The sequence below is a fragment of the Sphingomonas sp. PvP056 genome, assembly GCF_040549155.1.
Classification (GTDB): domain Bacteria; phylum Pseudomonadota; class Alphaproteobacteria; order Sphingomonadales; family Sphingomonadaceae; genus Sphingomonas.
Window position 1 is genome coordinate 417,052 of sequence record NZ_JBEPST010000002.1, and the last position, 15,389, is coordinate 432,440.

Annotated in this window: 14 protein-coding genes; 11 read left to right on the forward strand and 3 right to left on the reverse strand. The window is 65.7% G+C overall.

Annotated features, from left to right (window positions below):
* Nucleotide 1: 1 nt before the first annotated feature.
* A complete protein-coding gene (locus tag ABIC17_RS06220) occupies nt 2-556 on the reverse strand; it encodes a F0F1 ATP synthase subunit delta (protein WP_354280593.1) in 555 nt (184 codons plus the stop codon).
* Between the two features lie 242 nt (nt 557-798).
* On the opposite strand from ABIC17_RS06220, the gene ABIC17_RS06225 reads away from it, so the two are divergent.
* The 3 genes from ABIC17_RS06225 (at nt 799) to ABIC17_RS06235 (ending at nt 3,516) form a co-directional block, all read left to right on the forward strand.
* Nucleotides 799-1,470: a dienelactone hydrolase family protein gene (locus tag ABIC17_RS06225; protein ID WP_354280108.1), complete on the forward strand. Its 672-nt coding sequence runs from the start codon at nt 799-801 to the stop codon at nt 1,468-1,470.
* Between the two features lie 58 nt (nt 1,471-1,528).
* Nucleotides 1,529-2,566: a bifunctional DNA-binding transcriptional regulator/O6-methylguanine-DNA methyltransferase Ada gene (gene ada, locus ABIC17_RS06230; RefSeq protein ID WP_354280110.1), complete on the forward strand. Its 1,038-nt coding sequence runs from the start codon at nt 1,529-1,531 to the stop codon at nt 2,564-2,566.
* A gap of 62 nt (nt 2,567-2,628) precedes the next feature.
* A complete protein-coding gene (locus tag ABIC17_RS06235) occupies nt 2,629-3,516 on the forward strand; it encodes a CPBP family intramembrane glutamic endopeptidase (RefSeq protein WP_354280112.1) in 888 nt (295 codons plus the stop codon).
* Here the strand turns inward: ABIC17_RS06235 and ABIC17_RS06240 are convergent.
* A complete protein-coding gene (locus ABIC17_RS06240) occupies nt 3,505-5,061 on the reverse strand; it encodes a S1C family serine protease (protein WP_354280114.1) in 1,557 nt (518 codons plus the stop codon). The two genes, ABIC17_RS06235 and ABIC17_RS06240, sit on opposite strands and share 12 nt — an antisense overlap.
* 164 nt (nt 5,062-5,225) lie before the next feature.
* Here ABIC17_RS06240 and ABIC17_RS06245 point away from each other — a divergent pair, with 164 nt between their 5' ends.
* From ABIC17_RS06245 to ABIC17_RS06275, 7 genes are all read left to right on the forward strand, one after another.
* Nucleotides 5,226-5,819: a hypothetical protein gene (locus tag ABIC17_RS06245; protein WP_354280116.1), complete on the forward strand. Its 594-nt coding sequence runs from the start codon at nt 5,226-5,228 to the stop codon at nt 5,817-5,819.
* A 2-nt stretch (nt 5,820-5,821) separates the two neighbouring features.
* Nucleotides 5,822-6,829, forward strand: a complete 1,008-nt coding sequence (locus tag ABIC17_RS06250; RefSeq protein WP_354280118.1) for a lipase family protein — start codon at nt 5,822-5,824, stop codon at nt 6,827-6,829.
* A gap of 181 nt (nt 6,830-7,010) precedes the next feature.
* A complete protein-coding gene (locus ABIC17_RS06255; protein WP_354280120.1) occupies nt 7,011-8,504 on the forward strand; it encodes a DUF389 domain-containing protein in 1,494 nt (497 codons plus the stop codon).
* 130 nt (nt 8,505-8,634) lie between these two features.
* The gene (locus ABIC17_RS06260; RefSeq protein WP_354280122.1) at nt 8,635-9,729 is read left to right on the forward strand and encodes a radical SAM protein; all 1,095 of its coding nucleotides are present in this window, start codon (nt 8,635-8,637) and stop codon (nt 9,727-9,729) included.
* Complete coding sequence (locus tag ABIC17_RS06265) at nt 9,726-10,373, forward strand: class I SAM-dependent methyltransferase (RefSeq protein WP_354280124.1); 648 nt, start codon at nt 9,726-9,728, stop codon at nt 10,371-10,373. Before ABIC17_RS06260 ends, ABIC17_RS06265 begins: the two co-directional genes overlap by 4 nt.
* A gap of 87 nt (nt 10,374-10,460) precedes the next feature.
* Nucleotides 10,461-11,696 carry a PepSY-associated TM helix domain-containing protein gene (locus ABIC17_RS06270; RefSeq protein WP_354280126.1) on the forward strand — a complete coding sequence of 412 codons (1,236 nt, stop codon included), beginning with the start codon at nt 10,461-10,463 and terminating at the stop codon, nt 11,694-11,696.
* On the forward strand, nt 11,693-11,941 hold the full coding sequence (locus ABIC17_RS06275) for a hypothetical protein (RefSeq protein ID WP_354280128.1): 249 nt from the start codon (nt 11,693-11,695) through the stop codon (nt 11,939-11,941). The genes ABIC17_RS06270 and ABIC17_RS06275 overlap by 4 nt, the downstream gene beginning before the upstream one ends.
* A 168-nt stretch (nt 11,942-12,109) precedes the next feature.
* Here ABIC17_RS06275 and ABIC17_RS06280 read toward each other — a convergent pair whose 3' ends face one another.
* On the reverse strand, nt 12,110-14,278 hold the full coding sequence (locus ABIC17_RS06280) for a primosomal protein N' (protein WP_354280130.1): 2,169 nt from the start codon (nt 14,276-14,278) through the stop codon (nt 12,110-12,112).
* Between the two features lie 201 nt (nt 14,279-14,479).
* Here ABIC17_RS06280 and ABIC17_RS06285 point away from each other — a divergent pair, with 201 nt between their 5' ends.
* Complete coding sequence (locus tag ABIC17_RS06285; RefSeq protein ID WP_354280132.1) at nt 14,480-15,364, forward strand: tyrosine recombinase XerC; 885 nt, start codon at nt 14,480-14,482, stop codon at nt 15,362-15,364.
* The last annotated feature ends 25 nt before the right edge of the window (nt 15,365-15,389 follow it).

Sequence of the window (15,389 nt, forward strand, 5' to 3'; positions counted from 1 at the left end):
TTCAGCCTTTCATCGCGTGCGCGAGGGTGTTGAGACGGGTGCGGATCGACGAATCGATCATCTGCGAGCCGATCTTGACGACCAGCCCTCCCAAAAGTGCGGGGTCGACCGACAGGTCGACCGAAACGTCGGTCCCGATCCGGGTGCGCAGCTGCTGCTTGAGCGCGTCGACCTGATCGTCCGAAAGCGGATGCGCCGACGTGACCTCTGCGGTCGTCTCGCCGCGGTGGCGTGCGGCAAGATCACGGAAAGCCCGGATCACGGCTGGCAACTGCGGCAGGCGACGGTTGTCGGCGAGGACGCCGAGAAACTTGTTCGTCGTGTCGTCCACGTCGATCATCTCCGCGGCCGCGGCAACTGCCTTGGCGGCGGCCGCGCGCGAGATCACCGGACTGGCGACCAGCGCAGCGAATTCGTCGGATTGGGCCAGTGCTTCACGCACACGACCAAGGCTCGCCTCGACTGCGTCGATGCTACGGGTGTCACGGGCAAGCTCGAACAATGCGGTGGCATAACGTCCGCTTAAGCTTGCTTGAATACCGCCGGATGTCTCCACGCGATTAAGATCCTCTTGGACGTCGTAAGATGGCCCCACGGGGAATGAAGGCGGCAAAACGCGCCTCCAGATGGGTTGCCGGTTCGCTAGCATCGGGTTGCCGGGGATGCAAGCCGTGCACTGAAATGTGTCCGGAGCGGGACGATCACGTCGCTGAACACCAGAGACATACGGGTGCGGTAAAACCGTTGAGCGTGCGGGCACCGGCGCGCTATGGCGCGCGCAGTGTTAAGGAGTAGCGTATGCCCACGATCAACATGACGATGTCCGACGGTGCCGAAATTGCCGTCTATCACGCGCAGCCCAGCGGCAACCGGCGCGGTGGACTGGTGCTGGTGCAGGAAATCTTCGGCGTGACCGACCATATCCGCAGCCTGTGCGACGACTATGCCAAGGATGGCTTCGAGGTTCTCGCGCCAGCCGTGTTCGATCGCGAGCATCCGGGGTTCGAAGCAGAATATTCCGGCGACGGTTTCGCCCGCGGGGTCGAACTCGCGAGCAAGCTGCATCCGTTCGAGCTGACGCTCGCCGACGTTCAGACGTGCATCGATTCGCTTGCCGACAAGGGGCCGGTGTTCGTCGTCGGCTATTGCTACGGCGGCTCGGTCGCGTGGAAGGCGGCGACGCAGTTGCAGAACGTCGCTGCGGTATCGGGATATTACGGCGCGATGATCCCCGATGCGGCGGACGAAGAACCCAAGGTTCCGACGATCCTTCACTTCGGCAAGAATGACGATCATATCCCGATGGACGGCGTCCAGAAGGTGATCGACAAGGATTGGCCGAACGCAACGGTCTACGTCTATGACGCAGGTCACGGCTTCAATTCGGATCGCCGCGACGATTACGACGTCGAAAGTGCGAAGCTGGCCAAGCAGCGCACGCTGGAGCTGTTCGCCGCCAACGGCGGCTGATGCTTTGATCGCAAACGGCGGGATGGCCCGACATCCCGCCTAAGCGTATACCGACTGGATGACGCAGACCTTCCTTCTCGATCCCGACATCGCCTGGGCCGCGTTCGAGGCGCGGGACCGGCATAGCGACGGGCGCTTCGTCGGCGCGGTGCGGACCACCGGCATCTACTGCAAGCCGAGCTGTCCGGCACGGCATCCCAAACGCGAGCATGTGACCTTCTACCGTGATCCGGCCGAAGCGCGCGAAGCGGGCTATCGTGCGTGTCTTCGTTGCAAACCCGATGAGGTCGGGCGCGACCGGATCGCCGTGGCGCAAGCGGTGGCGCTGCTGGCTGCGGCGGAGGAAATGATCGGGCTCGACGATCTCGCGTTGCAGGTCGGATACGCCCCGCACCACTTCCATCGTCTGTTCAAACGGGCAACTGGCGTAACGCCCGCTGCCTATGCGCGCGGCTTGCGAGCGCAGCGTGCCGCGAAGGCGCTGACGGGAAACGCGAGCGTGACCGCCGCTATCTATGACGCGGGATATTCGGCGCCGAGTCGCTTTTATGAGGATGGCGCGAAACGGTTGGGGATGAGCCCGAGCGCCTGGAAGCGCGGCGGGGCAGGGGTGACGATCCGCTGGACGATTGCAGATACCAGCCTCGGCGCGATGCTCGTCGCCGCGACCGACCGAGGCTTGTGCCGCGTTTCGTTTGATGAAGACGAAGCCGCGCTTTGTGCGCGGTTTCCCAATGCAGAGATTGTGGAAGGCGGGTCGGCGCTTGCTGCGCTCGCTGCGCAGGTCGTCGCCAGCGTCGAATCACCTGAGCGCGATCACGATCTGCCGCTCGACGTGCAGGGTACTGCGTTCCAGGAGGCGATCTGGCAGGCGCTTCGCGCAATCCCGCTGGGGGAAACGCGCAGCTATGCCGAACTTGCCGCGATGGTCGGCAACCCGGGGGCAGTCCGTGCGGCCGGGACCGCATGCGGCGCAAATCCGGTGGCGATCGTTGTCCCCTGTCACCGCGTACAGCGCGGTGACGGGACGCTTGGCGGCTATGCATATGGGGTCGATCGCAAGGTTGTCTTGCGCAAGCGGGAACGACACGACTGAGTATTGTCCTTTGGGCTACCATGACAGATAGCATGGCAGTTCATTGGGGGACTTAATCGATCATGCTGCCGACCGAACCGAATACACCACCGAACAGCCGCATCTGGCGCTTCATTCACTTCCCGCTGGTCCTCCTCTTTATCGGGTTTGTCTTCGTCTTCGGTGGCCAGATCGTCGCGAGCATGTTCGCCAAGCTGTCGCCGCCGCTGAAGGGAACGCCGGTCAGCGTCTTGCAGGCAACAGCGTTCGCGGCGCTGATCGCAGGGGCGTATGTCGCGTTCGTTCGACTGATCGAACGTCGCCCTGTCGATGAGTTCGGCGCTGCGGGTTGGGCGCGCGAACTCGGCGCAGGGTTCGGCGCGGGGCTTTTGCTGTTCAGTGCGGTGATCGGGTTGATCGCCTTGTTGGGGGGATATGGCGTCGTCGGCACGGGGACGGTGGCGTCGCTTTACCCCGCCGCGGCGATGGCGATCCTGTCGGGCGTGGTCGAGGAGATCGTGCTGCGGGGGCTGTTCTTCCGCCTGCTCGAACGATTGCTCGGCAGCTGGATCGCGCTGGCGCTGTCGGCTGCGCTGTTCGGGGCGCTCCATCTCGGCAATCCCGGCGCGACGGTTTCGGCGGCGGTCGCGATCGCTCTGGAAGCAGGCATCATGCTCGCGGCGCTCTACATGCTGACGCGGCGGCTGTGGGCTGCGATCGGGTTGCATGCGGCGTGGAACTTCGCGCAAGGCGGGATCTACGGAATCGCAGTGTCTGGCTTCAAGCAGACCGGGTTGCTGGTGCCATCGGTGCAGGGGCCGGAATGGCTGACCGGCGGCCGGTTCGGCGCCGAAGCGTCGCTACCCGCGGTGTTGGTTGATACCGCGTTCGGGGTGGCGTTGCTGGTTCTGGCGTATCGTCGCGGGCGGTTCGTCGCTCCGATGTGGGTGCGTGGGCGCTCACCCGCCTGACCCGGTGTCGGCGGAGCAGGTATAAGCGATCTTTTCGTTGGGCTGCGGGGGCAGGGCGGTGCGGATCGCCGCCTGCTGCGTCGCCAGATTGGCACGCCCCGCCTCGTCGGGCGAACACGCCTTGAGCGTGACCTGCGAACGGATCTTGCGAACCGTGTCCATCTGATCCGCCGACAGGAAATAGCGCCGCGTGACATATTGGTGCGTGGCGGGGTCAAATTGCATGACCGACACGGTCTGCTCTTCGGTCGGTACCAGGATGCGATCCCATTTGCTGCCGTTCTCGGCATATTGCGTACGTCCGTTCATGCAGCCCGCGTTGCCCCAGTCGATCAGGACGTTGGTCGTCTGTGAGGATACGACGCGGCTGCGTTCGGGGACGAAGCGGCACACCAGCTTGCCGAGTGCCGCAGTCGACGACACCGCCGCCGAAGACGCGACGGCTACCGGTGTCGAGCCACCCTTGGGCAGTAGCGTCTCACCCGTCGGACGCAGGACGAACACCACGACCGCGCCGAGCATCAGCGCGCCACCGCCGGCCCAGCCCCAGATCGCGCGGCGGCGTTGCCCCTGGAGGTCGAACAGCGCGCCTGCGCCGATCCCCATCGCACCGAGCACCAGCAGCAGCGTCGCGATCGCCATCACATTCTCGCGGCGGCGATCGGCCGCGATCCGCGCGGTGCCCAATGTACCCTGCTGTTCGAGCGCCGCGCGTTCAGCGGCCGCACGCCGTGTGGCGTCGGCGGCGGACAGCGCCTGCGCGTCGGCGTCGCGGTCCGCCTTGTCGACATCGGCAATGCTGGTGCAGGGGGTGCCGACCGACGCATAGGGCTGTTTCGCGCGCGCAAGAAAGGCGGCCACCTCGCTATTGGCGATCGCGAAGCCGAAATTGGTGTCGCCTTCTTCCCCTTGTGTGATCGCCGAGTTGACGCCGATCACCCGCCCGCACGGATCAAGGAGGGGCCCCCCCGAATTGCCGCGTGCGATCCCGGCGGTGTGGAGCATCACTGCGGTGCCCGACATCTGTCGCCGCCCGGAGAACACGCCCTCCGACCGGATCGGTGACAGCGGGTGGATGTAATCCGCCGCGGACCGCGCCGTCGCAAGATCGACGTTGCCGGGATAGCCCAGCGCAGTCACGTCGCTACCTTCGTCGACCGGCCCGGTATAGAGCGCGACCGTCGGCAGGCGGGCACCAGTGAATTCGATCAGCGCAAGATCATGCACCGTATCGATCGCGATGACCTTGCCCTCCACCCCCTTGGTGCCCTCGGACGGCACCACGCCGATCACCACGTTGCCGGGGTAGCGCGCAGCGAGTTCGACGACATGCGCGTTGGTGACGATCCGGTTGGGCGACACCGCGAAGCCGCTGCCGTGGCCGAACCCCACGACTTCGTCGTCGACGATCGCGATCGTGACGACGCGGACGACGCTGCGCGCGGTGGCGGAGATATCGTCGGCGCGGGCGGGGGCGGTCGATGTTACGAGCAACAACATCGCGGCCAGAAGCCGGACGATCGGGAGGTAGGTGTTCGCGCTCATCCCACCGATCTGACAAAAAGCGGCCCGGAATGACAGCATAAAGGCGTCAGCCCGTCGCTGTGCCCCGCCGAACTGCGCCAAATTGGACCCAGTCGGATGCCGCGCCGTCGCGAAACTGGGATACTTTCGCGGTGCCAGTCGCAGTTTCGTGGAAAGGCACGGCCATGGTCTACCTCACGTCGTTCGAAGTCCTCGCGCAGCCGCTCGTCCCCGGGCTTCAGACGCCCTTCGTACAGCAGGGCACGTTCATACAGGTTTCGAACCTGTCGACGACAGCTTGCGCGATAAGCCTCAACTTTACCCCCTCGCCGGCCTTTGTCGCCGCCGACCTAGTGGTCGATTATGTCGACAATTCGGGAAATGTGACGAACTACGGGGCCAGTACGTTCCTGGCTTCACCGATTGGGTTCAATTCGATCACTATCCCCGGCGGAGGAACCTACATTTTCGGGGTACAATACACGCCCCCTGCAGCGACACCAACACCAACACCAACACCAACTCCATCACCGACCCCCACACCGGCTCCGACTCCCCCACCGACCCCGACGCCGACCCCGCCACCAACCTCAACACCCGAATCCGGCGTGGCCGTCCGGGGATATGTGACGCTCACAGCACCGGTCGGTACCTCGCTGTTGGTGGCCGCAACGATCCGACAGGTCTTCTTCAATTATACCGTCGACAAGATCCTCTTGGACGTCAGCGAGGCGGCCTATGCGCTGCCGCTCACCAATGGCCCGTTGCAGCAGTTCTGACGGTGACGATCCCCGCCGCCACACCCGCCGCAACCGACCCGCTCGCGCCGATGCTCATGACGTTCGCGGGGATCGCCTATGGTAAACCGGCCGCGATCCCGCACTATCTCGGACCGGATACCCTGACGGCGGAACATTGGAGCATCGTCTGGATCGCCGACGATCTGGCGGTTCCGGTCAACTTCGCCTTCATCGCCAAAAACGCAAGCACCGGCGCCTATGCGATCGCAATCCGCGGCACCTACCCCGATCCGTTCTCCTCCGCTTATTGGGACGACGCGAACGAGGATAGCCCGATCGGACCGATGCATTCCTGGCCCGGCGCGACCGATTCCCTTGCGCAAGTAGCGGGTGGCACCTGGGCGGGGTTCCAGAGCCTTCTTGCGCTGCAGGGGGCGGGACAATCCCTGGCACAGGCGATCGCCGCCTTGCCAGCAACCGCGACGGTGTATGTGACCGGGCATAGTCTGGGCGGAACACTCGCGCCGGTGATCGCGTTGTGGATGAGCGAGCAGCCCAAATTTCCGGTACCGAGTGTCTATGCTTTCGCCGGAATGACCCCGGGTAACGCAGCCTTCGCGGCGCTGTTCGGCCCGGGCACCCCCCTGGCCGGGCGGGTCTGGCGGTACAATAACACGCTTGATACGGTCGGCTATGGTTGGGATCGGGTCCTCGATACGCGCAAATTCTATCAGCCGGCACCCAATGGTGGCCTGCTGATCGAGGGCGTGATTGGGGCTATGGCGCTTCGGCTGTTGCCCTATGGCTATACCGGTTTCGGTACGATCGTCGCGCTGCCGGGGGTATTGCGGACGCCGACGATGGACTGCGAATTCGTCGCCTATCTACTCGAAACGCTCCACCAGCACATGCCCGATACGTATCTATCCTTGCTAGGGGCATCGCCGCTGCCCTTTGCCATTGGTTTCGGCACGGTCGTGGCGCCGCGCGACGTTCCCGACGTTGTGGCGCAAACAAGCATTTTGCACGCGTCCCCGACCTTCCTTTAATCTCGACCGGACCGATTGGGTCGGGTTCGATGAAGATGATCCTCATCGGGGAGCAACCGGAATCAGGCAGGTGAAACGCGCGACGGTCGGTCCGTCGCGTCATGATTTGCTGCTTGATAGTCGCATGTCTCACGAAAGTCCCGTAGCGAGGGTCCCTCGGTATCGGCGAAGAAGCGAGTAAATGGCAGTTACGACAGCACGTTACCTGGTGAATTTGCGACAGCGGTGGAATGCCTGGTTCATTCGCGGCGTCGATCACGACGCGGTCCTGCGCCAGATTGCGGAGGATTCGGGTTGGTCGGGACGCTATGCATTCCTGATCGTCATTTCAGCGGCGATCTCGTTGCTCGGGCTATTGATGCCGTCGGTCGCGGTGCTGATCGGCGCGATGTTGCTGTCGCCGCTGATGATGCCGATCATCGGGCTCGGCTTCGGGATCGCGACCGTCGACACGCGCGAAATACGACGTTCTGCGACAGCTTTGGTCGCCGGTGCGGCGATCGCAGTCACTTTGGCGGTGCTTTTCGTCAGTTTGTCGCCGATCCAGACGATCACCAGCGAAATCGCCGGCCGTACCCGCCCGACGCTGTTCGACCTGCTCGTCGCGTTACTGTCGGCGGTCGCAGGCGCTTACGCGCTCATTCGTGGCCGTGGGGGCACGGTCGTCGGCGTGGCGATCGCGATCGCGCTGATGCCGCCGCTGGTCGTCGTCGGGTTCGGGATCGCGACGCTTAACTGGACGGTGTTCGCCGGAGCGCTGCTGCTGTTCGCCACCAACGCGATCACGATTGCGCTGACCGCGGCACTGGTTGCGCGCGTCTATGGCTTCGGTAGCCATCTCTCACCGCAGCATACCGGGTGGCAATTGGTGCTGTTCATCGTCGCTGTCGGCCTGCTTTCGGTACCGCTTGGCTCCGGTTTGCGGCAGATTGCGTTCGAATCGGTCGCGCGGCGGCAAGTGCGCGAGACGATCAACGAACGCTTCGCCAACCCGTCGCGGCTGAGCCAGCTCGACATCGATTACAGCACCGACCCGATCCGGATCCGCGCGGTGGTGCTGACGCCCAGGCTCGATCCCAAGGCGGACGGCATTCTGGCCGCAGACTTGCGCGAACGGCTGGCGCGACCGATCGACGTCCATGTCGATCAGCTTCGCGTTGCGCCCGATGGCAGCAGCGTCGAGGCAGCGCAGATCGCGCAGGCGAGCCGTGCGGCCGGATCGAGCGAGGCCGAGCGGCAGCAACATGCGGTCGCCGATCTCGCGCTGATCGCTGGCGTGGGCCAGTCCGACGTGACCGTCGATGCGCCCCATCAAACGTTGGCCGCAACCGCCGCGCCGCTGCCGGGCTTGCCGCTTGCCGGATATCGCGCACTGGAAGCGCGTGCGGCGCGCGCCGCGCCCCGATGGACCGTCACGCTGGCACCCCCAAGCGATGCGCCCCTGCCGACGGTCGTCATCGATGAGGGCGTGGTCGACGGCGTCATGCTCGACACTGCCGCCTGGGCCACCACCCGATTGAACCGTGCCATACTGGTCGACGGCGGGACGCGCGCGCAGCGACGCGCGGTTGCAGCGGGGATTACCAGCCGGGGTGGCTCGGCGGCGATCGGGACCGCCGGGGGAAGGTTGCGGCTACGCTGGGAGGTGCAGACGCAAGCGGCGGACGGGCGGTGAGCTCCGGCACCGTATCATCCCCCCGATGTTGATCAGGCAATAGTCTGAAATAATTGCGCTAACTCCCGGTAACATATCGACAGTTGGTTAACGGGTCGGTAGCACCCCCCGCAATCAGGGGGGATGAAGAATGCACGCAACGACTTTCGTGCGTCTGGCAAAGCGTGCGTCGCGACGCAGCTTTACGGAGGCGGTCTATACCAGCACCGGGATCGATCGGACGCTACCGAGCGATATCCGCGCGACGCTGACCGAACGCTGCAATTACCGGTGCGTCTACTGCCAGCATTGGCGGCAGGACGCGTACACGCCGGAAATGACGCTGCTCGAATGGCAGGGCGTGCTGTCGTCGGTCCGAAGCTATGTCGGCCATTATGGGGTTCAGTTCCTCGGCGGCGAACCGATGATCATGCCGTGGTTCAGCGACCTGGCGATGTTCTGCCGGGACGCGCGGATCGATTGGGGCGTCGTCACCAACGGGTCCAGCCTCAGCGGGCCGCGCGTCGCCCGGATCGCCGAGGCGCGGCCGCTCAACGTCGACGTGTCGATCGACAGCCGGTCCGAAGCGGTCAACGACACCGCGCGCGGCATCGTCGGCGCGATGCGCCGGGTGAGCCAGGGGATCGCCGCGCTGGTGGAGGCGCGGGCTGCCGCCGGTGCCAATTTCCCGATCCGGCTGAAGACCGTGGTGACGCGGCAGAATTTTGAAAGCTTGAGCGAGCTGGTTGGCTGGGCGCAAGGCATGCCGGGCGTGCTGGTCGATTTCAGTCCGGTGCGCTTGTGGCGGCCCGAGGAAATCGCGGCGCAATATCCGGTCGCGGGACCTGAGATGGACGCGCTGGAACGGCGGATCGATCACCTCAAGTTGCTCAAGCGCAACGGCGCGCCGATCGAGACGAGCGTCGCCAAGCTCGAGGCGATTGTGCCGCACTTCAAGGGGGAGCCGAGCGTCCACGGAGTCGGATCTTGCCGGGTCGGTCTGCGCAGCCTCGACATTCGTCCCAATGGCGACGTCAACCATTGCTGGAAGTTCGAGAAGGTCGGCAACCTGCGGCACACGTCGATGGAGGATATCTGGCGGGACGCGAACCGGCGCCAGATCGTCGACGATACGCTGGCGTGCGACCTGTTCAAGACGACGTGCAGCATGTCGTGCATGGCGCATCGGACGTTGGGGCAGGACATCCGGCGCGGGCTTCAGATCGCTCGCGTTTCGGCGCGATGAGCCGCGTCAATGGCGCCGTAGAGCGGTTGCGGGCCTATTGGCGCGCGCGCCGGATGCAGCGGTTCCGCGCCACGGTCGGCTTGGGGGACGACTGGCACATCCTCGACGTGGGCGGCACGCCGCATCTCTGGTCTGGCCCTGCGGAACGTCAGACGGTCACGTTGCTCAACCTGCCGTCGATCGCCGCGGAGATGGAAGCTAGTACTGCTCCGACGCGGCACGTTATGGTGGGGGATATCTGCCGGATGCCGGACATCGCGCGATCCTATGACCTGGTTTTCAGCAATAGCGTGCTGGAACACGTCGGATCCTTGCGACGTCAGCAACAGTTTGCCGCCATCGTGCGCTCGGCCAAGGCGTATTGGGTGCAGGTTCCCGCACCGACGTTTCCGATCGAGGTGCATTGCCGCTATCTGTTCTGGTGGTTGCTGCCGTTCGGGTTTCGGCGCAAACGCATCCGCGCGTGGAAGCGGACCAGCCGCCCGTTTCTGGGGCGGCAGATGGCGGGCACGCGGCCGATCGACCGGAAGCTGCTGCGCCGCCTGTTCCCGGACGGGGAGATCGCGACCGAGCGGTTCCTGGGAATCACCAAATCCTATTATGTCTGGCGGGTCGATCCGGCGGGAGCGCGGCGAGCGGATTGACGGCGGCGGCAATTTGCGACTTGCTCGCAACAAGCGTTCAGGCTAATCGCTGCGAATGCGTCGCAATACACAATCTGGCAGCCTACGGTGACGCCCGGGACGATCAAGGTCTGGGCACAGGTTCACAAGTGGACCAGCCTGGTTTGCACGCTCTTCCTGCTGATGCTGTGCATCACCGGCCTGCCTTTGATTTTTCACGAAGAAATCGATTCGATCGGCGCTGATCCGGCATCGCAGGTGACGGGCATCGCCGCATCGCGCGACGCACCCGAACTGCGATCGCTCGATTCGATGCTAAAGACCGCTCTGGCAACGCGGCCGGGCGAAGTGCCGCTGTACATGGCGTTCTACGACGACCGTCCGCTGATGACGGTCACCACCGGTGCACGCGTCGATGTTCCGGCGAGCGGGATGAAGACGCAGACCTTCAACCGCCTGACCGGCACGCTGGTGCCCGAGGGCGAGGGCGGCGGGCATGCGGTTACCGAGTTCCTGCTCCAGCTTCACATCGACATGTTCCTTGGCCTCAAGGGTGAGCTGTTCCTTGGGGTGATGGGGCTGATCTTCTTCGTCGCGATCGTCTCCGGGGTGGTCCTGTACGCCCCGTTCATGCGCAAGCTCGACTTCGGCACCTTGCGGACCGCGCGAAGTCGCCGGGTCAAGTGGCTGGATTATCACAACCTTGTTGGCGTCGTCGCGCTGGCATGGATGACGGTGGTCGGGTTGACCGGGGTCATCAATGCGTTCGTCACACCGATCACGACGGTGTGGCAGGCGAACGAACTCGCCGACATGACGCGGGGCTATGCCGGGCGTGCAGCGCTCCCGCCGTCGCGCTATGGCTCGGTCGACGTCGCGATGGCGACGGCGCGGCGCGCGATCCCGGGGATGAACCCGCAGTTCATCGCTTTCCCGGGTGGATCGTTCAGCAGCGGGCATCATTATGCCGTGTTCTTCCAGGGCGCGACGCCGCTGACCGAGAATCTGCTGACCACCGCACTGGTCGATGCCGCCACCGGGCAACTGACCGACGCGCGACCGATGCCGTGGTATTTCAAGGCGCTGTCGCTGTCGCGTCCGCTGCACTTCGGCGATTACGGCGGGTTGCCGCTCAAGTTACTGTGGGCGGTGCTCGATGTGTTCACGATCGTGGTGCTGGTGTCCGGCCTGTATCTGTGGATCGCGCGGGTCCGCGGGTTGCGCGACCGCAATCCCGGCGCGGTGAACGCGGGATCGCCGGGACTTGCGACGCCTGCCGTCCAGCGCGTTGCAACGCCGCGCGCGCCTACTCAAACGCCTCTCTCAAAGGGTAACGTACGATGATCCGATCGACCTTTGCCATTCCCACGCTGATTGCGCTGGCGACCGTGTTCGGGCTGGTTGCGGCGCTGACCGGGGGTGGTTGGCGCGACGCGGCGGCGTGGATTGCGCTGGCGATCCCGGTGGCGGCGGTGGGCTGGGCGATGGCGACGGCTGGCGGATCATCGCGGTCGGTACGGCCGGCTGCACGCCCACGCGTCGGGTTGTCGTTTTCTGCGATGCCGCTGACGCAGGTCCCTGCGGAATAAGCGTTGCGAATTTTCTCTGACAAGCGCTTCCCCGGCGAAGGCCGGGGCCCAGTAGAGGAACGCGGGAAAGCGGGGGGCTGTGCTTCGTTACCTTGGCCGCTACTCCTGGGCCCCGGCCTTCGCCGGGGAAGCGGTAGTATGGGTGACGTATCCCGTTTCGACTAACGCTCAAACGAAGCTATACGGATCCACGTCCACCACCACGCGCACCTTGGACGGCCAGTCGACCCCGCCAAGCCACTCGCGCAACATATCCTGAACGTCGAACGCGCGGCGCGCATGCACCAGCAACCGATAGCGATGCCGCCCACGCAGCATCGCCAGCGGCGCAGGTGCAGGCCCATACACTTCCATCGCCTCATGCGTCGGTGCCGACCGCCCGATCGCACGCGCGGTTTCCAGCGCCGCGCCCTGGTCCTCGCTTGATATCACGATCCCCGCGAACCGCCCGAACGGCGGCGCACCCGCCTCGCGGCGATGCTCGGTCTCGGCGGTGTAGAACGCCTCCGCGTCGCCCGACACCAACGCGCGCATCACGCTCGCGTCGGGGCTGTGCGTCTGGATGAAGACATGCCCCGGCTTCGCGCCACGCCCCGCACGCCCCGAGACCTGCATGATCTGCTGGAAGGTCCGCTCGCTCGCGCGCAGATCGCCGCCGTCGAGCCCGAGATCGGCGTCGATCACCCCCACCAGCGTCAGATTGGGGAAGTGATAGCCCTTGGTCACCAATTGCGTGCCGACCACGATGTCGATGTCATGCGCCTCCATCCGCGCGACGAATTCCGCGGCCTTGGCCGGCGACCACATGGTGTCCGAGGTGACGACCGCGGTCTTGGCATCCGGATAGAGCGCCGCGACCTCGTCCGCGATCCGCTCGACCCCGGGGCCGACCGCCGCGAGCGTGTCTTCGTTCTGGCATTCGGGGCAGACGCGCGGGACCGGCTCGGTATGGCCGCAATGATGGCAGGCGAGGCGGCGCACCAGCCGGTGCTCGACCATCCATGCGGTGCAATTGGGGCATTGGAAGCGATGCCCGCACGTCCGGCACAAAGTTAGCGGCGCATAGCCGCGCCGGTTGAGGAACAGCAGCACCTGTTCGCGTCGTGCGAGGGTCTCGCCGATCGCGGTGACGAGCTTGGGCGCGATCCAGCGGCCGCGCTCCGGCGGGTCGGCGATCAGGTCGAGCGCCTGGATCGACGGCATTTCCGCCGCGCCCCAACGGCCGGGCAACTTGACCTCGGCATAGCGGCCGCTCGCGACTTGCTGGCGCGTCTCGATCGCGGGGGTGGCAGACGCAAGCACGACCGGGATCTGCTCGAACTTGCCGCGCATCACCGCGACGTCGCGCGCGTGATAATGGACGCCTTCCTCCTGCTTGAAGCTCGTCTCATGCGCTTCGTCGACGACGATCAGCCCAAGATTGGCATAGGGCAAAAACAGCGCCGAACGCGCGCCGACCGTGACCAGCGCCTGTCCGCTCGCGATCGCGCGCCACGCGCGGCGGCGTTGCGACGAGCGCAGGCCCGAATGCCACGCGACCGGCTGCACCCCGAAACGCGCGGCGAAGCGCTTGAGGAACGGCTCGGTCAGCGCGATCTCGGGGAGCAGGACGAGCGACTGGCGACCTTCGCGGATCGCCTCGGCGACCGCTTCGAAGTAGACTTCGGTCTTGCCCGATCCCGTGACGCCGTCGAGCAGCGTCGGCTTGAACGCCTTTGCGGCGACGTCCGCGACGAGGACGCCCGAGGCCGCGCGCTGGTCGGCGGAGAGCGCAGGCGCGGCAAAGGCTGGGTCGGGAAGCGGGAAGGGGCTGTCGATGTCGACCTCGACCGCCTCGAGTGCCCCCACCTTGACGAGCCCGCGGATCACCGCGTCGGAGACTTCGGCGATTGCGGCGAGTTCGCGGATCAGGCCTTGGGTCGTGCCGATCCGTTCGATCGCCTGTTCGCGTTGCGGGGTGAGCCGGTCGGGGAGCGTGCCGGTCGCGCGATATTCGACGATCGTCTTCGCGCCTTCCAGCGCGGACGTGGAGGCGAGTGCCATCCGCACCACCGACGCGGGGGAGGCGAGGTAATAATCCGCGGTCCATTCGACCAACCGCCGCAGCGGTGCTGCGAGCGGGGGGACGGGGAGGACGCTGACGAGGTTACGCAGGCGATTGTCGCCGACCTCGGCGTCCGAGGGCATATGCTCGCTTTCCCACACTACGCCGAGCAACTGCCGCGGGCCGAGGGGGGCGACGACGATCGAGCCGGGTTCGACTTCCATGCCGTGCGGGACGCGGTAATCCAGCGGGCCGAGGGCGGCGTTGAGGAGGATGACACGGGCGCGGGACATATGGGGTATATGGCGGGTTGCGGGGGCGGGCGCAAAGGGGGCTTCTTCTTCTCAAGCCCCTCCCCTTTAGGGGAGGGGTTGGGGGTGGGGCTGTGTCTCACAGAGAACTCAGTTCTGCTGTTCGGCCCCACCCCAACCCCTCCCCTGAAGGGGAGTGGCTTTAGGTTTCACCTTGCGGCGGACATCCGCTACACCGCCCCCATGAGCGATCTCCCCCGCGCCTATGCCGAGCATCTCGCGCGCGACCGCAGGCGCTCCCCGCACACCGTGCGTGCGTACGAAGCCACGGCAGTGCGGCTGTGCGGTTTCCTCCAGACCCATTGGGGCGAAACGATTGATCCCGCTGCGCTGGCGCGCGTGACCACCGCCGATCTTCGCGCGTTTCTCGCGTCCCGGCGCGGGGAGGGGATCGGCAACGCCTCGGCCGCGCGCGAATTGTCGGCGGTGCGGGGGTTCCTCGATCACGTCACCGGCGCTGGCACCACACCGCGACTGAAGGGCCCGCGCGTCGCCAAGGGTGTGCCGCGCCCGATCTCGCCCGCCGAGGCGATCGCGCTGGCGGAGGACGTATCCGAAGATCCGGATGAACCGTGGATCGGCGCGCGCGATTTCGCGGTGCTGCTACTGCTGTACGGTGCCGGGCTGCGCGTCGCCGAGGCGCTCGGGCTGACCGGCGCGGCGCTGCCGCTCGGGGCGACGGTGGTCGTCACGGGAAAGCGCGACAAGACGCGGATAGTGCCGCTGCTGCCGCAAGTGCGCGACGCGATCGAGGCCTATGTCGCCTTGTGCCCCTATGGCACGGCGCGCGATGCCGAACTGTTTCGCGGGGCGAAGGGTGGTCCGCTTTCGCCGCGGATGGTGCGCCGTGCGGTGCAGCGCGCACGGGTGCGGCTGCAATTGCCGGATCGGACGACGCCGCATGCGCTGCGGCATTCGTTCGCGACGCATCTGCTCGGGCGCGGGGCGGATTTGCGCGCGTTGCAGGAATTGTTGGGCCATGCGAGCCTGAGCTCGACGCAGATCTATACGCAGGTGGATGCGGCGCATCTGCTCGACGTCTACCGCAACGCGCATCCCCGAGCGTGAACCCCTTCCCCCCGGCAGATACCGG